Raw genomic sequence first — 21508 nt, forward strand, 5'->3', positions numbered from 1 at the left:
ATCATGATGACGAGCCGGAATTTTGAGTCTCGTCCCGATCGGCGAACCGTTCAATTTCATCGCGGAAACGTTCCTCCTCGGCGGTCGGGTTCTCTGCCTCATCGTTCACCTCACCCTCCTCGGTCTGTGTCGGGTGAAGCAGAGCATTGCGGTCGTCCGGATCGCTGTGCTTGAGCGTCCGCGCCCCTTTACGTCGCGAGTCGATCAGTCGCTCGCGCCAGTCCCGTATTTCCCGCGTCAGACGGTGCTTCATCTGCGTGATGGCCTGGTGTAGATCGTCCGCTGATCCCTCCGCTCGTATCAGGCGTCCCGGGATCGACACGTTGGCTTCAGCCCGGTATCGCCGCTGATCTTCGAGCTCTTTCGGGTGCCGGCGCGTCGTCTCTTCTAGCTCGACGTCGATGTCCACGGGGTCGCGGTTGAGTGCCCCTAGCGGACGGCAGGCCTCGTCCATCGTCCGAGACACGAGGGAGCGTAGGTCATCCGTTAGGTCGATATTCGTGCCCTGAAGTCGTACATCCATTACAGCGTCCGAGAGGTGTCTAGAAGAACAGGAGGTAGGCTGCGAGAAGTCCTGTGATCACGATGATCGCGAATCCCATCGCGGTCTGTGGAAATCGGATCGGGCTATCTTTGCGCTTCCTATCTGGCCGGTCGCCGGAAGATCGGGGTTGTGGAGTCATGACATTCCCTGCTCGCTCAAGAGATGGTTTGTGACGCGTCGCCTCAACAGATGTCGGCTAACTGCCGTGTGCCTCACCCTTGCTCCGCAGCATCGAGGCCGGACCCGTCCATCGAAAGGTCGTGATCCCTGCGCAGAGGGATCACGGGAACCGCTACGATCGACACCAATGGATCCGGCCTCGGTACGCGAAGTCAAGGCGCACTCCGATCTCGCGATACGCATCGTGGGCTATAGACACGATTACTATTATTTCTTAAGCCCACGACATGCGTTCGCGGATACGCGACGAAACGCCACGTGTGATCACGGGGTGGCCTGAGCGGCGCAAAGGAAATGTACGTCTTCATTGGGTTCCGTACGTCGAAGACATGGGACGACACCCGGATGACTTCGTCTCATCGAGAGGTCCGAGATTGGCTGAATGTGCTCTACGCTTCTCCCTACAGGCTCGAGCTTGGTGTTGAATTGCCGGACCGTATCCGACTCTTATCAAACAAGATTTCCGCTGGCGTCGCATCCCGTGAAATAACGTCGTCGGATGTTGCCTACAGTTGGTCGAAGGGTTTGCCGACGATCGAATCGGGAATTTGTTGGTGTTGCCGGGTTGCTTCTCGGGTATGTTGACCCTGACGCACGGTCGGCGCCGGCTCGGATGAGAGACGGTGCGAGTAATGCGTCGACGGACGTTCCAATCATAAGGAAGAGAGGCGCCATGTCCGCAACTGAGATTTCCGCATTCAACCGAAGTCTGGACGAGACGCACGTGTGGTTAAATGACATTTGCGACGCAATGAACGACCCCCGGCGACGCATGGCCTATCATGCGATGCGCGGCACGCTGATGGCGCTCCGAGATCGGTTGCCCGTGGATGAGGTTTTTGATTTGTCCTCCCAGCTTCCTCTCCTAATTAGAGGAATATTTTTCGAGGGGTACCGGCCGCAGGGCAAGCCGGAGAGTTATGATCGCAACGTATTCCTGGAGCGTGTTCGAAGTGAGCTTCAGACGATGGGCGGAGGCAACGCAGAGAATGCGGCGAAAGCCGTGCTGACCGTGGTCAACAAGCACGTATCTGCAGGGGAGGTATCGGATCTGCGTGCAGCATTGCCGGAATCCATTCGAACCCTTTGGCCCTTAACCGACGATACGCCGGTGCATGAGGAGTCCAGATCGAATCCGGCGACGAAGGGAGAGCACAAGAAGCGACGGCAGCGGCGTGCACCATCCACATCTGATAAGTACGACGCCATTGATGAAGCCGGATTTGAGTCGTTCCCGGCGAGTGACCCACCCGGCTGGTAGATCACCGCATTAGAATCTAAGAGTTTCCCTTTCCTTGTGCTCAGACGAGTCGACCCGCAGGGGGGAGAGTCCTCTGCGGATCGAAATCGCCTGTGCAAGCCGGTGCTCACTCGTTGAGGACGAAAGTGACCTTACTGTGGACACGATATGTTTGGATCTTTCCGTCTTCGACGATGGCCTGGTATTTGTCGACGTAAATATTCTTGATGTTGTCTACGGTTTTGGACGCTTCCCGTAGTACTGCCTCCGTCGCTGCTTCCAGCGTATCGCCTTGAGCGTGAATTTCAATCGACTTGGCTACAGACATAATAACGGTTGGTCGTTGTTCGAAACGTGGCTGTGAGTGTGCAACTGCTACGGACTAAGCAAACACGTGCAAGGGGAGACGCTCCGTACGTCCCCGGCGCAGGTCTCTGTAGTATGTTTCCTGCCAGCGACGTCAGCAGAGACACCAGTGTGCCGTCCACGTCCCGGCGCAGTGAAGCCGTTGATCAACATCTCCGCTTCTACAGCGAGCATTCTCCTCAACCTGATTCCGTTGACATGGCTACGTGTGAGGTCTGCGGCAACGAACACCACAACACCTTCGAAACCCACATCGACGGAGAGCAACACATCTTTGACAGCTTCGACAACCTGTTTGGCGGATAGGTCGCGAAACGTAAGGACACTTGTTCATGCCTATCATAGAACTGACGGTGACCCTTTCGCGGTGACGCAACAGGCACGCTGCGCAGGATCGATCAAACCTTGTATCGTGAGCGTCGTGAGGACTGAGCGTTGGGAGGTCCGTACCGTTGGATCGCCGAAGGCTGTCCGCTAAACAGGTTCTCGAATGTGCTATTCAGGCTCTGGCACCCAGGTGCCATTACTGTGGCGTCCGTATCATAGGTTACGGGGCTGAGAGCGAGGATCATCTCTTCTGCTGCTCGCATTGCGCACAGCTCACAGGCGTGACCGGCCTGAAAGATCGATTGGCTTAGAAGCGCTCCAGCCACCGACGCCCGTCCTGCGTCGGCTAATCGAGACACATCTGCCTGGGTCGTCCATCCCCTAATAAGTTGTTGCCTGCACGATCAGGGCAAAATCGTACGGGGGGCAATGGATGATCGGGACCGATCCGTCGGGTACAGGGGCTGGGCGAATATTCGCACACGAAGAACGGATAATCTCCGCTCGGTCATTCAGGAAATTCCCCCTACGTCGCGTGAGGCGATACGGTGAGTTTAATGACTGTAATTCATCACCTATCGTTTGCCTCACGAAGCGTGGGAACGAATGGACGCGCAGACATTCACCTCACGACACCGGCCGTCGGACAGCAGATCTGAAAATGAGGGCAGCGATCCCGGGAAGCTGCCCGATGGAGCAGTCGTTTCCGTGCGCGGAAGCGTCGTGGACGTTCGATTCTCCGGGAATCTCCCAGACGTTCACAGCCGATTGCTAGCAGGGCCAGTGGTCCTGGAGGTCGTAGAGCACGTGAATGCAGTGACGGTTCGGACGCTCGCACTCGTGCGGACGCAGGGGCTGGCGCGGGGCGATACGGTCACGGACACGGGGAAGCCCTTGCAGGTGCCGGTGGGACGGGCAACGCTCGGTCGCGTGTTCAACGTGATGGGCGAGACGATTGATAAGAAGCCGCCCCTGGACGCTCCCACGCTGCGGTCGATTCACGGTCCGCCGGTCCCGATTTCCGAGCAGGCTGCACGCCGCGAAATCCTGCATACGGGAATCAAAGCGATCGATCTGCTGGCTCCTATCGAGCGAGGGGGGAAAGCCGGCCTTTTCGGCGGCGCGGGGGTAGGAAAGACCGTGCTCCTCATGGAGATGATCCGCAACATGGTCGCGGTCTACGAGGGAGTAAGCCTGTTCTGTGGGATCGGTGAGCGTTGTCGCGAGGCTGAAGAATTGTATCGCGAAACGAAGCAGGCCGGCGTGTTGGGCGACACGGTTCTTATCTTCGGGCAAATGAACGAACCTCCGGGCGCACGCTTCCGCGTCGGACATGCGGCTCTCACGATGGCTGAGTATTTCCGGGACGACGCTCGACAGGATGTCCTCCTGCTGATCGACAACATCTTTCGCTTCGTACAGGCAGGGACGGAAGTCTCCGGGCTCATGGGACGATTTCCCTCGCGCCTGGGTTACCAACCGACGCTGGGCACGGAGCTCTCCGGCCTCGAAGAGCGCATTGCAAACACGCGGACTGGGTCAATCACCTCGGTTCAGGCGGTGTACGTGCCGGCGGATGATTTTACCGACCCGGCGGTCACGCACACGTTCACGCACCTGTCCGCGTCCATCGTGCTCTCGCGCGACCGGGCGAGTCAGGGGCTGTATCCCGCGATCGATCCGCTGGAGTCGAGTTCGAATATGCTGAGTCCGCGCATCGCCGGCGAGCGGCATTACCGGGTGGCTCGTGCCGTCCGCGAGACGCTCGCGCAGTACGAGGACCTGAAAGATATCATCGCAATGCTCGGTATGGAAGAACTCTCGCGCGACGATCAGCGAACGGTGCACCGTGCCCGGCGGATAGAGCGGTTCCTCACACAGCCGTTTGTCGTCACTGAGCCGTTTACCAACCGCAAGGGACGCTCCGTTTCGCTGGAGGCAAGTCTGGAAGGATGCGAACGCATCCTCAACGATGATTTCGCCGACTATCCAGAGCGGGAGTTGTACATGATCGGTCGTATCGAGGAAGCCGAACAACGACATCGCGACGCCGCGGCGGGGGGACAATCCGATGAATGAAGTCCAAGGGATGACGCTGCTCGTTCTTCTCCCGGAGAAGGTTCTGCTCCGACGTCCGGTTCGGAAAATCGTAGCGGAGGGGCAGAGCGGGGCCTTCGGACTGTTGCCGAGACACGTCGACTTCGTGGAGGTGCTCGTTCCCGGCATCCTGGCTTTCGTGCCGCCAAATGGGGAAGATGAGGTGTTTGTCGCCGTGGATGAAGGTCTTCTGGTCAAATGTGGTCAGCAGGTGCGCGTGTCGGTGCGTAATGCAGTTATAGGACCAGAGCTCGGCGAACTGGAGCAGACCGTGCGCGACCGATTTCAGCAGATTGACGCCCGGGAGCAGAACATGCGGACGGCCCTCGCGAAACTGGAGTCAGAGGTGATTCGGAGTTTTATAGACACGTGACGTGATGAGAACCTGTTTTGCGGACAGCCTTCGGCGATCCAACGGTACGGATCTCCCGGTGGTCGGTCCTCGTGACGCTCGCAACACAGGGCCTGGTTGATCCCGCCCACAATGTCTACTGCGTCATTGCGAACGGATCACCACCAGGCGTATGACCAGGCATAAACGGCTGCACTAATTTTTTCACGTTTCATCCGCCAAACAGGTTATGAAAGAGAAACCCGACGCGGAGGAGGAGTTTGCGCGGACGATCCACGCAAAGGAGCAACGCAAGGCCGACGCCCGCGAACGGAAGCGGCCGGGCATTGTGTTCGGGATGGGCATGTTCGGGCTCGTCGGGTGGTCCGTCGCCATCCCGACGCTTCTGTGCCTGGCTCTCGGCGTCTGGATTGATGCCCGCTACGAGACACGGTTTTCCTGGACGCTCATGATGCTTGCTTTTGGGATCATGCTCGGCGGCATGACGGCCTGGTACTGGGTGCGTGAGGAAAGCCGACATAACCGATAATGGCGCAGAATAAAAAGTCGCAGTACGCGAGCGAATCGCAATTTTCGAAAATGAGACGGCAATCGACCACGGTTCAGGCATGCCCCCAATCATTTCACGACATGAGGCTACGTGATAAACGACATGACGTACGGATTGCTGCTTCTTTCTGCCCTCATTGGCGGCGTCGCACTGGGGACCTTTTACTTTGGCGGACTCTGGTATACGGTTGAACGCATACATGACGTCTCTCATCCGGCGTACCTTCTGGCCGGAAGCTTTCTGGTGCGGGCTGTCGTCGTTCTGTCCGGCTTTGTCGGCATCACCTACGCATTCGGATCGCGGCTGGAGATCGTTGGCACGTGCCTTCTTGGCTTCATGATGGTTCGTCTCGTGCTCGTTCGCCGATGGGGTCCCGTGCCACGCGCCGCTCGTCCGTCGGGGTGATACGCCGGAAATTCGGTGTATGGCAGGTGTCCTTCACGTAAGTCGTTGACTCGATGGAGTTCAGTCCGGATCAAATCGTTTACTGGGAATGGCGATTCGTCACCATCAACGCGACGCTCGTCTATTCATGGATCGTCGTGTTTCTGCTCGGTGCCGGGGCGTGGCTCATCACGCGCAACCTCACGATGGGCTCCGAAATACCGCGGTGGCAGAACGGGATGGAGGTGCTCGTCGGGCAGATTCTGGCGCAGATCGAGACGACCGGCCTTCGCCACCCGAAGCGGTATCTTCCGTTCATCGGCACGCTCTTCATTTTCATCGTTACCTGCAACATTCTCGGCGTCGTGCCCGGATTTGTCGCGCCCACTGCGTCGGTGACGACACCGATTGCACTTGCAATGTGCGTGTTCGTAGCGGTGCCCGTCTACGGCATCATAAATCTTGGTCTCAAAGCCTATCTCAAACGCTACATTCGGCCCACGCCGCTCATGCTGCCATTTACGATCATCGGAGAGATCTCGCGGACGGTGGCTCTCGGCATTCGGCTTTTCGGCAACATGATGAGCGGAAATCTGATCGTCGCGATTCTTCTCAGTCTCGCTCCGCTTTTGTTTCCCGTCGCCATGCAGGCGTTTGGTCTATTGATCGGCGTCATCCAGGCGTACGTGTTCGCCGTACTTGCGCTCGTCTACATCGCGTCCGGTGCGCGGGCTCACCAGGATACCGTAGAAAGCGCAACTGAGGACGCAGAACCAACTTCAACCGTTTAATTTTGACGCCGCAGTCCATGGACAGCATTAGCCTTGTTGGAACGGTTTCGATCATTGTCGCCGGACTCACCATTGCCATCGGCTCCATCGGGCCGGCGCTAGGTGAAGGCCGCGCCTTGTCCGAGGCGCTCAACGCCATGGCGCAGCAGCCGGATGAGGCCGACACGATCACGCGCACGTTATTCGTCGGGCTCGCGATGGTGGAGTCTACAGCGATTTACTGCTTCGTAATCTCGCTCATCATCGTATTCGCGAATCCGTTCTGGGATTTCGTCATCCAGAACGCCGCTCCGTGAGCATGAGGGCTGAGCCGTATTCGCGATCGCCGCTCGAACCAATGGGCTGACCAACAGACGCAAATAGATATCGTGCAGATCGACTGGTTCACATTTGGAGCGCAGATCGTCAATTTTCTGATTCTGATCGGACTATTGAAGCGGTTCCTTTACGGCCCGATCCTGGACGCTATGGATCGCCGGGAAGCCTCCATCCGGTCGCGCATCGCCGAGGCTGAAACGAAGAAGGAAGAAGCGCAACAGGAGGGGGAGCACTACCGATCACTTCAGTTAGCTTTCGAGGCGCACCGGGAGGAACGGATGCAAGAGGTGGAGGAGGATGCAGAGGCTCACCGCCATCAACTTCTCGCTCGTGCCCGTGAGGATATTGAGTATCTGGAAGCGCAGTGGAGGGAGGCAATCGAGCGTGATCGCGCGGCGTTTTTGCACACCGTCTCCGAGCGTGCGGTGACGGAAACGATCGAGCTTACCCGACGCGTTCTGAACGATCTGGCGGACGCGGATCTGGAGGAACAGGTGATGACGGTCTTTCTCCGTCATTTACAGAACCCGGAGGATGCGCTGGCGAAAAAGCTAGTCGATGCTTTTGAGGAGGCCGATGCGGAGGTGACCATCCGTAGTGCCTTTGAGCTCTCCGATGCACAGCGTGCCCGTCTGTTGGCGGTGCTTCAGGAGCGAGCAGGTCACGATCTGCTGTTGTCGACGGCGACAGACAGCGGGATCGGTCTTGGCGTCGAGGTTCAGGTTGCGAATCGGACGATCGGGTGGACGATCGATCAATACGTCGAGCAGCTACTTGAGGATGTGCTCCGTCAGCTTGAGGCGGATCTCGATCAACGACTGACCGCGGGTGTTTCAGATGCCAGTTCCATGGCATGGGTCCGCCATAGATAAATCAGACGAACGGTGCTAGATCGCGATGGATGATGAACCGGTGATATACGGTGACCTGGGATTGGTGTCGCTAGCCGAGTTGGCGTTCGACGTTGTCGCGCAAACGCGCGAGGTAGCGGAACCGACCCTTGAAATGCGCGAGATGGGACGGGTCACGTATGTCGGAGAGGGCATCGCACGGGTGTCGGGCCTTCCAACGGTGCAGGCGGAAGAACTTGTGCGTTTCGAGAACGGCAGGCTGGGGATGGCACTGAATCTCGATGCGGCCGAAGTAGGTGTTGTGTTATTGGACGAACGCGAGGACCTGGACGCGGGCTCGAAGGTCCACCGGACCGGCCGCATCCTGGACGTGCCGGTAGGGGATTCGCTCCTCGGGCGCGTCGTCGATGCAATTGGACGCCCGATCGACCGCCGCGGAGCGATTCGGGCCGATATGCACCGCCCCGTCGAACGCGAGGCTCCCGCCATCATGGATCGCGCCCCCGTCGATACCCCGATGCAGACCGGTCTGAAGGTCGTGGATGCGCTGATTCCCATCGGGCGCGGCCAGCGCGAACTTATTCTCGGCGACCGTCAGACCGGCAAGACGGCGGTCGCGCTGGACACCATTCTCAACCAGCGGGAGACCGATGTCTACTGTGTGTACTGCGCCATCGGGCAGCGCAACGCCGCGGTGGCTTCAGTGATCTCAGACTTGCAGGAGCACGACGCGATGGCGTATACGACGGTGGTGGTCGCTGGAGGGGACGAGCCGCCGGGGTTGCAGTTCGTGGCGCCGTACGCGGCCACGACGATCGCTGAGTTTTACATGGAGGCTGGGCGCGATGTGCTAATCGTCTACGACGACCTCACGCGTCATGCTCGCGCCTACCGTGAGCTATCACTTTTGCTGCGACGCCCACCCGGGCGTGAAGCTTATCCCGGCGACATTTTTTACATCCACTCACGACTTCTTGAGCGTGCCACGCACCTCGACGATGACCACGGCGGCGGGTCGTTAACGGCGTTGCCAGTCGTTGAAACCGAGGCTCAAAATCTTTCCGCGTACATCCCGACCAATCTGATTTCCATCACCGATGGTCAGATCTATTTGTCACCTACCCTTTTTCAGAAAGGCATTCTACCGGCCGTCGATGTTGGCCGATCGGTGTCCCGCGTAGGTGGGAAAGCACAGATGCCTGCGTACCGTCAGATGGCGGGTGACTTGCGGCTCTCCTACGCGCAATTCGAGGAGTTGGAGGACTTCGCACGCTTTGGAACGCGACTCGACGAGGACACGCAACGGACGCTTCAGCATGGCCGCCGCGTGCGCGAAGTCCTGAAGCAATCGCAATATGATCCAATGCCCGTGGCCGAGCAGGTGGCTGTCCTTTTCGCAACCACAAACGGACTGCTGGATGGTCTCGACATCGCTCAGATTCCAGAAGCCGAGAGCCGTATTCGATTGGCCGTCCGTGATGACGTCCCGGAGATCTGTGCGCAGATCGAGGAAGGGCAGTCGCTGGACGACGCGGCACGCGCAGCGCTTCTGCGTGTCGCTCGAGCGGCAGTTCAGTCAATCACAATGAACCACGAGGCTGGAGATGGAGACGCTTGAATCGCTACGTCGGCAGATTAACAGCACCCGGCGCCTGCGGTCGGTCGTTCGCACGATGAAGGTGCTGTCGCTCACCAGCATCCGGCAGTGCGAGCGGGCGGTCGAGGCGCTTGAGGCGTACGACGAGACTGTGCAACTCGGCTTGCGTGCGGCCGTGCGGAGGCGTCATCGGCTCCCAGTTCTTCGTGAAAGCTCATCGTCGCGACCCCAGCCCGTGGCCATAATCGTGATCGGGTCCACATGGGGAATGTGCGGCCGGTTCAACGAACAGCTTGCTGAGCGTGTGGCCCGAGAGATGGACGATCTCCACCAACAGCAGGTGACGCTCCTCGCGCTGGGCGATTACGTTTCAGGTCCGTTGGAGCGACACGGAGTTGTGCCGGATGCGCACGGGGCGACGCCGGAATCAGTCGAGGGGATCACCCGGCGTGTTGAAGAGCTGCTGCTCCGTGTTGAAGCGTGGAGAAGGGAGGACGGAATCGACCGCTTGCTGCTGTTCTACAATGACCCTGCGTCTGGTTCGATGTACGACGCCAACGTGCGACAGCTACTTCCGATTGATGTCGCATGGCTTCGGGGATTGCGCGAGCAGGCGTGGCCGACGAAGATGCTGCCGAACTTCCGAACCGAGTGGGAGTCGTTGTTTTCCGCACTGGTCCGCGAATATCTGTTCGTCTCACTACACCGATCGTTTGCGGAGTCGCTGGCCAGTGAGCATAGCAGCCGACTTGCGGCGATGCAACGTGCCGAAACCAACGTGGACGAGCGCCTGCAGTCGCTGAATGCGCGCTTTCACCGTCAACGACAGACAGCCGTTACGGCGGAGGTGCTCGACATTATGGGCGGATTCGAAGCGCTGCAAACCCCTGGAGATCGTTGATAAATGTTGGTGTGCGACTCGCATAGGACAGAGACCACGAATGGTGAGGTGCTTCATGCAGTGCGAGCACGACACGAAAGGTGAGTGAGTCACGCCCCGACCTTCATCCGTTGTTGAGGCCGTCGATCGGACCGAGGCTCGTGAGCGGACCAATAGATTTAAGTTTCTGCGCTGCCACTTCCATCCCGATGCGGGCTCCTTCCGCCGGTGTGCAATTTCGGATCTGAGCCGAGAGAAAGCCTCCCCAGAACGCGTCGCCGGCTCCCGTCGCGTCGGCGATGTCTGGTACCGGTGTAGCGGGCAACTCGGCGTGGGACGCACCGTCGTTCCAGGAGACCCGGCAGCCGTCGGGTCCCCGCGTCAGGCAGACGGACTCAGCGCCCCAATCATGAAGGCGATGTACTCCTCGAACGCCCTGATCCGTTGGCCCAAAAAGGCGACGAAGGTCATCATCGCTTACTTTGACGTACGACGCATTGCCCACCACGTCCTTCAGAATAGAAATGGCTTCGTCACGGTCCGGCCAGATTCTGGGCGCATAGTTTACATCGATGGACCGTTTGGCTCCACCATCTTTGGCGATACGAAACAGGGACAGAATCGTGCTCCGTGCTGGCTCGCGACTAAGCGCGAACGCAGTCGTGTGAACGATCCGCGCGTCACGGAGCACCTCGGCGTCGACCTGTGAGATGTCGAGGTGCATATCGGCGTGCCGGTAGGCGATGAACTCCGAGGTTCCCGCACTGCGTGAAAGTAGCACACAGGACGTTGGTGCATGCTTGGTCGTACGGACAAAGTCCGTATCTACGCCGGCTTCGTCCAGCTCGCGCTTCAGAAAGTCGCCGAGTCCATCGTTTCCGACGCTGGCTATAATCGCGGTACGACAACCGGCGAGCGCGGCTGTGCGCACCAGGTTGGCAGGACTGCCGCCCTGCTGACGTTCAAAGGTCGAAGTTTTCTCAAGCGTACCTTCAGGATCTGCACCAATCAGGTCGACGAGGAGTTCGCCAATCGCGATAACGTCGAAGGTCGGAAGGTTCGGTTCCATCTGAGAGCGTGGGGAAGAGAGGGCTGGAAAAGGAATGTTTGCGGAGGATCAATCACCCCAGCGAAGAGGGACTACCAGAACATCGCCAAGACGATTGCGATAAGGCCCAGAAGAACGGCCGATTGGATAAAGAAATTCTGGTACCAGGGAAGGCGATTGACGTGGGCGACCTGCTCACGGAACGTGGCGGGCGTCCAAGTATACTCTGCGACTTGATCCGGATCCGGTTCCTCCCCCATGAGGCTCACGACAATGATTGTAGTGACGCTGATGGCCAGGAGAATGGCAGGAATGTAGAGGAACTGGATGGAGAAGAGCCCGAGACCGTACTGCATGACCGCCATGCTGATCGCGGCCGCGTGCCCGACGATGAGACCCGCAAACGCGCTGTGCCGGTTGGCACGAGACCAGAAAAGACCCATCACAAAACAGGCGACGACCGGTGGACTCAGGTAGGCGAGTACGTTCTGGAGGTACTGCCACAGCGAAGGGAAATTCAGAATGAGTGGCGCCCAGGCAGCCGCGAGCAACATGAAGACAAACGTGGTGATCCGGCCCGTAACGACGAGCATCCGATTGCTGGCATTGGGCTTCAACTTCTTGACGAAGTCCATCGTTACGAGTGTAGACGCCGAGTTCAGCGTCGAGTCCACGCTCGACATAATTGCAGCCACAAGCGCGGCCAGGATAAGTCCACGCACGCCTATGGGAAGAAGGTCGAACAGGAGGGTTGGGAAGACCATGTCGGGACGCGCGGCGAGCGCTTCGTACGTCTCCGGAGAGTAGATAACACGGGCAAAGGTGCCCGGGAGCACCATGATGAAGATCACCGGTACCTTGAGCAGTCCAGCGAAGAGGGCCCCCCATCGCCCGTGATCCAGGTTTTTCGCGCCCAGGGTCCGTTGCACCATAAACTGGTTGGTGCCCCAAAAATAGAAGCCGAGAAGAAAGACGCCGGTGATCAAACCGGGCCAGGGGAGGACATCGTCCGTCGCAGGCCGAATGAGGCTTAGCATCTCCGGTGGGGTGGCTTCCTGCACGGCGCTCCATGAGCCGACTTGCTCCCAGGCGATCCACGACACCGCGACGGAGGCCATTAGAAGCAAAACGGCCTGAATCGCGTCGGTATAGACCACGGCCTTGAGACCGCCTGCGATGGTGTAGAGGCCAGAAAGGACCGCAAGAATCACGACCGACTGCCACATCGGGAATTCTGGATAGATCAACTGGATCACCAGCGCTCCTGCGTACAGTGCCCCCGCGGTGTCGATCAGGATGTTCCCCGTAACCGTAACGACCGAAAAGTAGTAGCGCGACCTCTCGTCGAACCGGCGTTCCAGAAACTCCGGCATCGTAAATATTTGAGACCGCAGATAGAAGGGGAGGAAGAAGAGAGCGAAGATGATGAGCACCACGACGGCCATCCATTCGTAGTTGAAGACCGCGATCCCGGTCGAGTACGCCTCTCCCGCCATCCCGACCAGGCTGCTCGTCGACATGTTTGACGCATAGAGCGAGAATCCGATCAGGCCCCAGGTTAGTGACCGGCCGGCCAGGAAATAATCGTCCGTCGATTTTTGTTCGCGTGAGAAATAGAATCCGATGCCAACGATGACCAGGATATACAGGGCCACCATCACGAGGTCGATGAACTGAAGTTCAAATTGAGGCATGAGGTGAGGGCAAGTCGAGAGGGCGAAAAAGCAGGTTCAGATTACGTCCAGGCACTCCGCTGGGCGTCCTACAGGCTCGTACAATATACGTAAATGAACCACATACGGAAAACACCGGCCCGACCCACAGGTGGCCAAGCCGGTGCATTTCCGTTGGGCACCCGCGTGAAAACGGGCACCATCAGAGGATGATGTTAGAAGGTGTACGTCATCGACAGCTCCACGCGTCGTCCAAGGATCGGACGCGCCATGTAGATATCCTGCTCGACAGCAGCGACCTGGCCGGCACGTGGGTTGCCTTCAGTGAGACCGATCGTGTTCGTCAGGTTCGTGCCGACGGCGCGGACTTTCACGTTGCCAAAGGTGGCCGAGGCGCCTGCATCAATCACGTAGTAATCTGGCAGCGTGACGTTGTTGGCGTCATCCACGAACCGTTCGCCGTAGTATTTGCCAGCGGCAAAAATCTGGTACCGGTCCGCAAAGGTGTACGACGGACGGAGGTTGACGATATACTGCGGGATGCGTCGCACCCGGTTGCCTTCGAAGTCAAAGTCTTCGGCATTCACACCCGGCTCCTGCTGAACGCGATCGAGAATGCTAGGATCGTCAAACTCAAGACCCGTGTACTCCGGGTTCTGAATGGTTGCCGTCAGATTGGTGCGGAAACCTCCCTGCTGGTAAATGACCTCGGTCTCGATACCGATCGTCCGTGAGTCGGCGAAGCGAACCAGCGGGACGAGATCATTTCCAAGTACGACCTCGTCAGCGAACGGGATGTTCGTGAGCGAGCTGTAAAACCCAGCGGTGAAGACGGCGAGGCGAGGCGAGTTGTATTTTACGCCGGCCTCAGCCTGGTAAACTTCTTCCGCGTCGCCTTTTTCGTCGACGGTGCCGTCGGCCCATTCGTCGAAGTCAGGCATCCGGAAGCCACGGGAGCCACGGGCGAAGACAGCGAAGCGTTCGCTAAACGTGTAGTTCGCACCCACGGATGCAGACCACTCGTCGAACTGATAGCTGTAGTTGTCTACTGCATCGGTGCCCGTCGCGAAATTGTTGTCGTAGAGCGTGGAGTTGTCGCCATCGAGATCCACGTTTGTTGCTCCCTCCACGTTACCACTGAACGTACCTCGTTCGACACGTCCGCTGATGTCGAGGCGGAAGTTCTCGGTGAGTTGCCATTCATCGCCTGCGAAGGCAGCGATGGCCGTACCCTGTCCCTGATGACGTCGGTAGAGCGTACCGTATCGACGGAAGCCGTTCTCTGTGGCCTCCGCGACGGTATTGCCACCTGCATCCTCGAGCGCGAGGTTCAGCATTCGGGGCCGGTCACGCACCTCCAGCAGCATGTCGTTCCAGTGCCAGAGTTCTTCGGCTCGATACGTGCTGAGATAGAGGCCTCCACTGAGTGCATGATCACCCGCTGCGTAGTTGATACGGAAGTCATTCGCAAAATTGGATAGAGGCTTCTCGACGTGCCACCAGCCAACCTCTGCGACGAGGCCATTGCCATTGGCGTTTGCAGGGTTGAAGGTTGCACTATCGTATGCATAAGAGTAGCTGTAATCCGTCGCACCGACGTCCGTTGCCAGGTCCTCGGCGTAGGTGACTGCATCGAATGGATTACTCAGCGAGAACGCGGCATTAAACGTCACGTCCGCCTGCATCGCCATCGATTTGTTCTCGATCGTAACTCCGTTATCCAACTCAAAGAAGAGTTCGGCCTGGAGCGATCCGAGGACCGGGTTCATGCCCTGTGTCAGATCGCGAGAAACGCGACCCTGTCCGTCTGGGCTGGGAACGCGGATCAAGCCCGCGTCGCGGGTTGTCATCGTTCCGTAATTAGGATCGAAGCCTGCGATCCCTTCCGGATCATCCGGATTCTGAAGTGGAATCGGGAGGTAGAAGATGTTCTGGTCGTTCAGGTATCGACCGTGTACGCGGAAGTATCCGTTGTCGAGGAGGCGCGTAACGTTGGCATTGATCTGGCCGCCCTTGTTTCCGGGGAAGCCGGGATCGCGCACGCCCTCGTCGTAGCGGTAGAAGCCACCGACGTTGAAGCGCCAGTCGTCCCCCATCGGCCCGCCGACGTTCAGGTCCGTGCGGATCTTACCACGCGTCGCGCCGGTGACCTTCACGAGGCCGCCCAGCTCGTTGCCGCCCGTCTTGCTGACGAAGTTGACGATGCCGCCCGGAGCGTTCGATGCAAAGACCGAGGCCGTGCCACCGCGGACGCCTTCCATGCGTTGCACAGTTTCATCGACGCGGAAGAGGAGGTCGACATTCGTGAAGGCCAGTTCGGGCGAATCGAAGACCGGCATACCGTTATGTTGCATCGAGACGTACCGGAAAGAGCCATCGGCCGGGATGCCTCGTGCGAACAGGTTGTTGCCACCCTCCCCGCCGGAGCTTTCTACGTAAAAGCCAGGTATGGCTTTGAGCAGATCCGCCGTACTTTGCGGAGCGTTGGCTTCGATGTCTTCGGCAGAGAGCGTGGTGACCGCGACGCTGGACTCGATCTTTTCCTTCGGGTTAAACGATGCCGTGACGACGGCCTCGCCCATCTGGAGAAGATCAGACTCGAGAACAAATTCTACCGAGGTCGTTTCTTCCGCGCGGACCTCGATCTCTTTTTCTTCCTTCGTGTAGCCTACAAATTGAGCTCGGAGGGTGTACTCGCCAGCCGGGACCCTCGAAATGGTGAACGCCCCGGAGCCGTCCGTGACGCTTCCGCGCTGTGTACCGACGATGGAGACCTGAGCACCCGGAAGCGGAGCGCCTTCTCCGTCCATCACCGTACCCTCAATGGTCCCGGTGTCCTGGGCAAACGCTGTGGCGGGAAGGATGAAAACGACTGCAAGGAAAGCGATGAATGTGGCCATCGCGCCGTGCCAAGCCTCGGCAGTGAGCATCTGACATGCTCGACTCGTCGTGTATCGATGACATTTCATAGTTGTGCGAGATGTGTGGACGAAATGGATGAAGTAAAAAAGTGTGGAAGCGATTCCAGGTTGTAGCGTATAAGAATGAAAGCACGTAGCCGATTGGCACTTTCTCTCATGGAAGCGCTACCACTTGGTGAAATGCTTCCGACCCAGAAGAGCTTTGTTGTAACATGCGGGTTTAGTTAGCAGCATGTGTTGATGTCAGAATTATACCCGGTCGTCCCCACCTTTATCAATCGGTGCAGGCACATAATATGGGAAGATAACGTAAACGGTTATTCCACAGTAATATGTGCGAAGTGGCTCACCGGTCCCGGAGAGTTCCGGGCAGTAGGTTGTGCGGAACCGAAGTATAATGACGATCCGAGGTGTAATCCAGATCGTGCGATGAGGCTGCGGGTTTGTACGGATTTATGTCTTCCTGCAATTACATCGCCTCACGTAGATTCGATCGCATCGAGTGGGTCGTCGTGTCGGGACTGTCGGTCATGCGTGACCCTCGTTCTATTCTTCTATCGGATTCAGCTTTTCCATGCAAGACGGTACGTTCAGTCTTGAACTGATCGACTACGCGATCATCGTGGTCTATTTCGCCGGCGTGATTGCTCACGGCCTCTACGTGAGCCGCGGCCACGAGAGTGCAGATGACTATTTTCTCGCGGGGCGAAATCTTCCGTGGTATCTCATCGGGTTCTCGCTCTTTGCCTCTAACATGTCGGGGTCAAGTTTTGTGGGCTTGATGGGGGCGTCCTATAGCAACGGCGTTGTCGTTTTCAACTATGAGTGGACGGCTGCTATCGTCCTCATCTTCTTCGCTCTGTTCATGCTGCCGGCGTTCTTGCGGGCTGGGATCTACACGATCCCGCAATTCCTGACCAGTCGATACGACAAACGGTCACGCGTAGCGTACTCGCTCTTTACCGTCCTCGCCATCATGTTCATCGACACGGCGGGGGCGCTGTACGCGGGCGGCCTGGTAATCGCGAACGTGATCCCGGGTTTTACTCTCTGGTCGGCCGTGGCTGTCCTGGCCGTCGTTGCTGGGGTCTACACGATTCTTGGTGGGCTGGAGGCGGTCGTCGTTACAGATACGGTGCAGGCCATTTTGCTAGTCATTGGAGCGTCGGCCATCTTCTTCTTTGGCTTGGATGCCGTTGGGGGGTGGGACGAAATGATGGCGCGCCTCTCTGCGGAGAATACGAGCCTGATCATGCCCATGGGCGATGACTTTTTACCGTGGCCTGGCATCCTCGGCGTGGTCTTGCTCGGTTTTTACTACTGGACGCTCAATCAATTCGTGGTTCAGCGGACGCTCGGTGCACGAGATCTTGACCAGGGACGGAAGGGAGCTTTGTTTGCCGGATTGCTCAAGATCCCGAACCTGTTCATCATGATCTTGCCTGGCGTCTTCGCCATCATCTTGTTTCCAGGCCTGGACAACCCCGATATGGCCTTCCCGACGCTCGCAGCTGAACTTCTGCCGGTCGGGTTCCGCGGTCTCATTCTAACGGCACTCATCGCTGCTATTATGTCGAGCCTTGACTCGGCCCTGAACGCCGCTGCCACGCTCGTCAGCATCGACTTCGTTAAAGAGGCGCGCCCGAATATAGACGACGACGCCCTCGTCCGCTTCGGTCGCGGTTTTACCGCGTTCGCGATGGTCGTGGGCGCCATCTACGCCCCCTCGATCGCCTCCTTCGAGAATCTCTTCGAGTACTTCCAGAGCGTGCTGGCGTACGTTACGCCTCCCATCGTCGCCGTATACCTCATTGGTCTTTTCTGGAAACGGGCGAACGGATCCGGAGCCTTCGCTGCCATCCTTGTGGGACTGGTCGTCGGCGTATCTGCGTTCGTAACGAAAGAGGTAATGGGGCTTTGGGGAGCCTGGGGATTCCCTGAACTTCACTACACCTACATGGCGATCGTCATGTTTATTTTGGGTAGTGGAGTACTGGTGGTCGGAAGTCTGATGACACCGGCACCGGACCCAGATTCCATCGCTGAGTACACGTTCACACAGGAGATCTTCACGAAAGACTTGCTTCGTCTGGATCGTCCGTGGTACGAAGACATACGCTACCAGTCGTTTTGTCTTTCTGGTTTGATGATGCTAACCATCTTTTACTTCTGGTAGGCTCCGGGGGGCGATCCAAAAAGCGTAGTCGGTCGCGTTGCCTTGTCCGGTTGCATGTCAGTGTTGCGCTTACGTAGAATAGAGGCGCGTTGCTCGTATGCGCGTGCTCACAGCGGGTCGGTCACGTCACGAACGTTCGAATCGCTGCCCCCTACGTTTTGCAATTCCCTACCGTTTAGAACGACTCATGCTTTCCCACTATCGCATTTCTCTTGCAACGTGTTTACTCCTTCTGGGCGCCGCCCTGCTGGCCGTTCCATCCGAAGCGCAGCAGCTGAAGAAGCGGGTGGCCGTCCTCTCGTTCGAGGATAAAACCGATGAAGGCTACAGCTGGGGCGGAACCAAAACAGCTGGTGATGGCATGTCGGATATGCTGATCACCGAGCTCGTTAAATCCGGCCGCTATACAGTGCTTGAGCGCACGGAAATCAACCAGGTCCTGGACGAGCAGAATCTCGGTCAGCAGGGGATCGTCACGTCGGAGTCGGCCGCACAGGTCGGCAAGATGCTCGGCGCGGAGATTGTTATTTTCGGATCGATCACCGAGTTTGGATACAAGGAGCGCTCAACCGGCGGACGGACGCGCCGCTTCGGTGTCGGGATTAGCAGTACAACGGCCGTTGTCGCCTCGGATGTGCGAATGGTTGACGCCACGACCGGCGAGATCATTGCAGCGGAGGACGTGCGCAAAGAAGAGAGTAAGCGCGGCCTCAAGGTTGACACGAAAAAGGTCGATTTCGGCTCACAGAGCGAGTTTGACGAGTCGCTGGTTGGTGAGGCCACGCGCGAAGCGATCGACGAGATCGTCTCCTTGATCGATGGTAACTCCGGCAACGTGAAGTGGGGTGCTACGGTCGTTACGGCCCAGGGAGGAAAGGTCTTCATCAACGCCGGATCCGCGAGCGGCGTTGAGGTCGGCCAGACGTTCCTCGTCAAACGGGCCGGCCAGAAGCTTGTCGATCCGGACACGGGCATTGAACTTGGCGCCGTCGAAGAGTCGCTGGGAACCATCCGCGTTGAGGACAACTCGGTCGGAAACGGAAAAGCCTCCCGCTGCACCATCGTCTCGGGCTCGGGATTCGAGCGCGGAGACATCGTGCGAAAGCAGGAGTAGCACGGACGATTGGTTCGATGCATGACGAAGGGCAGCCCCGCACGATCGCCGGGCTGCCCTTTCTAGTTACACGATGCGGTGCGCTTGCGTCGGTACATCCGCAACACACGATCTCATTTGGTTGGGATGGTCGAGAAACCGGTCAGGCGCGCGCGTGGATGTGATTGTAATCCTCAATCACGGTCCGGAGAAAGTCGATCGGAGAGCCCGAGGGAGCGACGCGCATCTTTTTCGCGAGGATCTCCTGCGTACGGGACCCGAGCGTCTGCGTGTGTGAGGTTCGGCCCTGTCTGACGAGTGTGTTGAGGACGTCACGAGCAATCTGGATATCGTGATCATCGAGAGCGTCTACCTGCTCGAAGGTCACGTCATGGTCATCGGTGGTCTCCAGGTACGACAGGTCGCGGAGCTTGGTATGTTTCTGCTGTCGCACGACAGTCGTTCCCGCCGCGAGGTCCCCGAGCCGCTGCGCGTGTTGAGTTACAAGGATCGAGATGAGTCCGAGGAAGCCGGAGGAGAACATGATGTCTACCGGGCGCAGAAGCCACCGGATGGCGTATGCGCCGAACGAAGGCGCTGTCCCATCAAGGTTTCGGACGCGAATGTCCATGACGTGCTTCCCGATCGACTGCCCGTCGAACATTACCTCTGCCCCGAGGAAGTACACGAAGATCGGTAGGTAGATGAGAACGGTCATACCCATCGAAGAGGCACCGACTGCGTCCACGAGCAAGGTTGCCCCCAGAAAGTAGGCGATAAGCGTCGCGTAATCGATAATTGAGGCGAACAGTCGCGTGCCGACTCCCGCGAGTTCGACGCTCAATGAGACATTCTGAGCGGTTTGGACGTCAACGTTCTGCATGAGTGGAAAATGTCGACAGAAATAATGGGAGAGAGGGATACGAATCGAGCAGGTAAAAGCTCCATTTCAGTGAACTTGACGATCGGGCTGGGAATCCTGATTTGTTTCGTGTACATTACACGTGCATATCCGAAGCAAGCGGCACTCATGCTCGGATCAGGATGGTTTCCCTATCGAATGTAGAGACAGCTGTAGATGCGAGAAGTTGCTTTCGTACGCCGTAATGCGGATACGTGGAAGGAATTTGAGCGGGTTCTCGAGGAAGCGCATCCAGATCCAGATCAACTGGCCGATCTATACATCCGCCTGACGGACGATCTGGCGTACGCCCAGACGTACTATCCCGGCAGTAAAACGAGCGCATACCTGAACGAGCTGTCGACGGAGGTCCATCAGCGCATCTACAAAACGAAACCAGTGGAGCGTGGACGCTATCGCCGATTCTGGTTCGAGGATGTCCCGGCTGCGGTCGCTGGAGCGAAAACGGAGCTTATCGTCGCACTTCTCGTCTTCGTCGGTGCAATGGCCATCGGCATACTGTCTTCCGCGTACGATCCAGGTTTTGTTCGTCTGATTCTCGGTGATCAGTATGTCAACATGACGCTTGCCAATATCGAGTCGGGCGACCCGATGGCCGTGTACAAGAAAATGCACCAGGTGGACATGTTTTTGGGCATTGCGCTCAACAACATCCGCGTCTCAATTTACGCATTTGCAGCGGGACTCTTTTTTTCCGTCGGGACAGGGTTCATTTTGCTTCAGAATGGGGTAATGATCGGTGCATTCCACTACCTGTTCGTGAAGCACGACCTGCTCATCGAGAGTCTGCTCGTGATCTACATCCACGGGATGCTCGAATTGTCCGCCATCGTCGTCGCAGGCGCGGCTGGTTTCGTGCTTGGAAATGGCTTCCTGTTTCCCGGGACGAAAACGCGCCGAGAATCGTTCGTCGAGAGTGCGAGAACCGGAGCGATGATTCTCGTCGGGCTGATCCCGATCTTTGTTCTTGCTGCGTTTCTTGAAGGGTTCGTCACCCGTCTTACCGGCATGCCGACGGTCGTAAGCCTTCTTATCATCGGGATCTCGGCTGCTGTGGTTGTCGGCTACTTCGTCGTCCTACCATTTTATTATCTCAACCGGACCGAGGAGGCGCGGTTAACCCGAAGCGACAACGATCCGTCCCTGGCAGACCTGGCTCCTGTTGGCGCGTCGGTGTCTCCGGTCAATCGTCGATGAT

Annotated in this window: 19 protein-coding genes; 13 read left to right on the forward strand and 6 right to left on the reverse strand. The window is 58.0% G+C overall.

Annotated features, from left to right (window positions below):
• Position 1: 1 nt before the first annotated feature.
• On the reverse strand, positions 2-523 hold the full coding sequence (gene hpf, locus CRI94_RS00785) for a ribosome hibernation-promoting factor, HPF/YfiA family (protein ID WP_098073758.1): 522 nt from the start codon (positions 521-523) through the stop codon (positions 2-4).
• Between the two features lie 874 nt (positions 524-1397).
• On the opposite strand from hpf, the gene CRI94_RS00790 reads away from it, so the two are divergent.
• Positions 1398-1985 (forward strand): DUF2267 domain-containing protein, encoded by a 588-nt coding sequence (locus tag CRI94_RS00790; RefSeq protein WP_179862096.1) that lies wholly within the window; start codon positions 1398-1400, stop codon positions 1983-1985.
• A 106-nt stretch (positions 1986-2091) separates the two neighbouring features.
• Here the strand turns inward: CRI94_RS00790 and CRI94_RS00795 are convergent, their stop codons facing one another.
• Complete coding sequence (locus CRI94_RS00795) at positions 2092-2292, reverse strand: dodecin family protein (RefSeq protein ID WP_098073760.1); 201 nt, start codon at positions 2290-2292, stop codon at positions 2092-2094.
• Between the two features lie 971 nt (positions 2293-3263).
• On the opposite strand from CRI94_RS00795, the gene atpD reads away from it, so the two are divergent.
• The 9 genes from atpD (at position 3264) to CRI94_RS00845 (ending at position 10498) form a co-directional block, all read left to right on the forward strand.
• A complete protein-coding gene (gene atpD / locus CRI94_RS00805; RefSeq protein ID WP_098073762.1) occupies positions 3264-4736 on the forward strand; it encodes a F0F1 ATP synthase subunit beta in 1473 nt (490 codons plus the stop codon).
• 10 nt (positions 4737-4746) lie between these two features.
• Positions 4747-5127: a F0F1 ATP synthase subunit epsilon gene (locus tag CRI94_RS00810; protein WP_098073763.1), complete on the forward strand. Its 381-nt coding sequence runs from the start codon at positions 4747-4749 to the stop codon at positions 5125-5127.
• A gap of 208 nt (positions 5128-5335) precedes the next feature.
• Positions 5336-5635: an AtpZ/AtpI family protein gene (locus CRI94_RS00815; RefSeq protein WP_098073764.1), complete on the forward strand. Its 300-nt coding sequence runs from the start codon at positions 5336-5338 to the stop codon at positions 5633-5635.
• A 123-nt stretch (positions 5636-5758) separates the two neighbouring features.
• Complete coding sequence (locus CRI94_RS00820) at positions 5759-6061, forward strand: ATP synthase subunit I (RefSeq protein ID WP_098073765.1); 303 nt, start codon at positions 5759-5761, stop codon at positions 6059-6061.
• Positions 6062-6114: 53 nt separating this feature from the next.
• Positions 6115-6831, forward strand: coding sequence for a F0F1 ATP synthase subunit A (locus CRI94_RS00825; protein ID WP_098073766.1), 717 nt, complete (start codon positions 6115-6117; stop codon positions 6829-6831).
• 17 nt (positions 6832-6848) lie between these two features.
• A complete protein-coding gene (locus tag CRI94_RS00830) occupies positions 6849-7127 on the forward strand; it encodes a F0F1 ATP synthase subunit C (protein ID WP_098073767.1) in 279 nt (92 codons plus the stop codon).
• A gap of 72 nt (positions 7128-7199) precedes the next feature.
• Positions 7200-8021: a F0F1 ATP synthase subunit delta gene (locus tag CRI94_RS00835; protein ID WP_098073768.1), complete on the forward strand. Its 822-nt coding sequence runs from the start codon at positions 7200-7202 to the stop codon at positions 8019-8021.
• Between the two features lie 25 nt (positions 8022-8046).
• Positions 8047-9618, forward strand: coding sequence for an alternate F1F0 ATPase, F1 subunit alpha (locus CRI94_RS00840; RefSeq protein ID WP_098073769.1), 1572 nt, complete (start codon positions 8047-8049; stop codon positions 9616-9618).
• A complete protein-coding gene (locus CRI94_RS00845; protein WP_098073770.1) occupies positions 9605-10498 on the forward strand; it encodes a F0F1 ATP synthase subunit gamma in 894 nt (297 codons plus the stop codon). Before CRI94_RS00840 ends, CRI94_RS00845 begins: the two co-directional genes overlap by 14 nt.
• 103 nt (positions 10499-10601) lie before the next feature.
• On the opposite strand, the gene CRI94_RS00850 is transcribed toward CRI94_RS00845, so the two are convergent.
• From CRI94_RS00850 to CRI94_RS00860, 3 genes are all read right to left on the reverse strand, one after another.
• The gene (locus CRI94_RS00850) at positions 10602-11546 is read right to left on the reverse strand and encodes a carbohydrate kinase family protein (RefSeq protein ID WP_098073771.1); all 945 of its coding nucleotides are present in this window, start codon (positions 11544-11546) and stop codon (positions 10602-10604) included.
• A gap of 71 nt (positions 11547-11617) precedes the next feature.
• Positions 11618-13219: a sodium:solute symporter gene (locus tag CRI94_RS00855; protein ID WP_098073772.1), complete on the reverse strand. Its 1602-nt coding sequence runs from the start codon at positions 13217-13219 to the stop codon at positions 11618-11620.
• 194 nt (positions 13220-13413) lie between these two features.
• The gene (locus CRI94_RS00860; protein ID WP_179862097.1) at positions 13414-16128 is read right to left on the reverse strand and encodes a TonB-dependent receptor; all 2715 of its coding nucleotides are present in this window, start codon (positions 16126-16128) and stop codon (positions 13414-13416) included.
• 565 nt (positions 16129-16693) lie between these two features.
• Here CRI94_RS00860 and CRI94_RS00865 point away from each other — a divergent pair.
• Both CRI94_RS00865 and CRI94_RS00870 read left to right on the forward strand, forming a co-directional pair.
• On the forward strand, positions 16694-18295 hold the full coding sequence (locus CRI94_RS00865; RefSeq protein ID WP_098073774.1) for a sodium:solute symporter: 1602 nt from the start codon (positions 16694-16696) through the stop codon (positions 18293-18295).
• Positions 18296-18482: 187 nt separating this feature from the next.
• Entirely contained in the window at positions 18483-19409 is a 927-nt protein-coding gene (locus CRI94_RS00870) for a CsgG/HfaB family protein (RefSeq protein ID WP_179862098.1), read from the forward strand.
• A 142-nt stretch (positions 19410-19551) separates the two neighbouring features.
• Here the strand turns inward: CRI94_RS00870 and CRI94_RS00875 are convergent, their stop codons facing one another.
• Positions 19552-20271, reverse strand: coding sequence for an RDD family protein (locus tag CRI94_RS00875; protein WP_098073776.1), 720 nt, complete (start codon positions 20269-20271; stop codon positions 19552-19554).
• A 195-nt stretch (positions 20272-20466) separates the two neighbouring features.
• On the opposite strand from CRI94_RS00875, the gene CRI94_RS00880 reads away from it, so the two are divergent.
• Complete coding sequence (locus tag CRI94_RS00880; protein WP_098073777.1) at positions 20467-21507, forward strand: stage II sporulation protein M; 1041 nt, start codon at positions 20467-20469, stop codon at positions 21505-21507.
• The last annotated feature ends 1 nt before the right edge of the window (position 21508 follow it).

It is taken from the genome of Longibacter salinarum (assembly GCF_002554795.1).
GTDB lineage: Bacteria > Bacteroidota > Rhodothermia > Rhodothermales > Salinibacteraceae > Longibacter > Longibacter salinarum.

Coding starts and splice junctions, on each gene's coding strand:
- CRI94_RS00790 (WP_179862096.1), top strand. CDS start 1,398: ATGTCCGCAACTGAGATTTCCGCATTCAACCGAAGTCTGGACGAGACG.
- CRI94_RS00815 (WP_098073764.1), top strand. CDS start 5,336: ATGAAAGAGAAACCCGACGCGGAGGAGGAGTTTGCGCGGACGATCCAC.
- CRI94_RS00840 (WP_098073769.1), top strand. CDS start 8,047: ATGGATGATGAACCGGTGATATACGGTGACCTGGGATTGGTGTCGCTA.
- atpD (WP_098073762.1), top strand. CDS start 3,264: ATGGACGCGCAGACATTCACCTCACGACACCGGCCGTCGGACAGCAGA.
- CRI94_RS00820 (WP_098073765.1), top strand. CDS start 5,759: ATGACGTACGGATTGCTGCTTCTTTCTGCCCTCATTGGCGGCGTCGCA.
- CRI94_RS00855 (WP_098073772.1), bottom strand. CDS start 13,219: ATGCCTCAATTTGAACTTCAGTTCATCGACCTCGTGATGGTGGCCCTG.
- CRI94_RS00825 (WP_098073766.1), top strand. CDS start 6,115: ATGGAGTTCAGTCCGGATCAAATCGTTTACTGGGAATGGCGATTCGTC.
- CRI94_RS00865 (WP_098073774.1), top strand. CDS start 16,694: ATGCAAGACGGTACGTTCAGTCTTGAACTGATCGACTACGCGATCATC.
- CRI94_RS00810 (WP_098073763.1), top strand. CDS start 4,747: ATGACGCTGCTCGTTCTTCTCCCGGAGAAGGTTCTGCTCCGACGTCCG.
- hpf (WP_098073758.1), bottom strand. CDS start 523: ATGGATGTACGACTTCAGGGCACGAATATCGACCTAACGGATGACCTA.
- CRI94_RS00880 (WP_098073777.1), top strand. CDS start 20,467: ATGCGAGAAGTTGCTTTCGTACGCCGTAATGCGGATACGTGGAAGGAA.
- CRI94_RS00860 (WP_179862097.1), bottom strand. CDS start 16,128: ATGCTCACTGCCGAGGCTTGGCACGGCGCGATGGCCACATTCATCGCT.
- CRI94_RS00875 (WP_098073776.1), bottom strand. CDS start 20,271: ATGCAGAACGTTGACGTCCAAACCGCTCAGAATGTCTCATTGAGCGTC.
- CRI94_RS00795 (WP_098073760.1), bottom strand. CDS start 2,292: ATGTCTGTAGCCAAGTCGATTGAAATTCACGCTCAAGGCGATACGCTG.
- CRI94_RS00850 (WP_098073771.1), bottom strand. CDS start 11,546: ATGGAACCGAACCTTCCGACCTTCGACGTTATCGCGATTGGCGAACTC.
- CRI94_RS00870 (WP_179862098.1), top strand. CDS start 18,483: ATGCTTTCCCACTATCGCATTTCTCTTGCAACGTGTTTACTCCTTCTG.
- CRI94_RS00830 (WP_098073767.1), top strand. CDS start 6,849: ATGGACAGCATTAGCCTTGTTGGAACGGTTTCGATCATTGTCGCCGGA.
- CRI94_RS00845 (WP_098073770.1), top strand. CDS start 9,605: ATGGAGACGCTTGAATCGCTACGTCGGCAGATTAACAGCACCCGGCGC.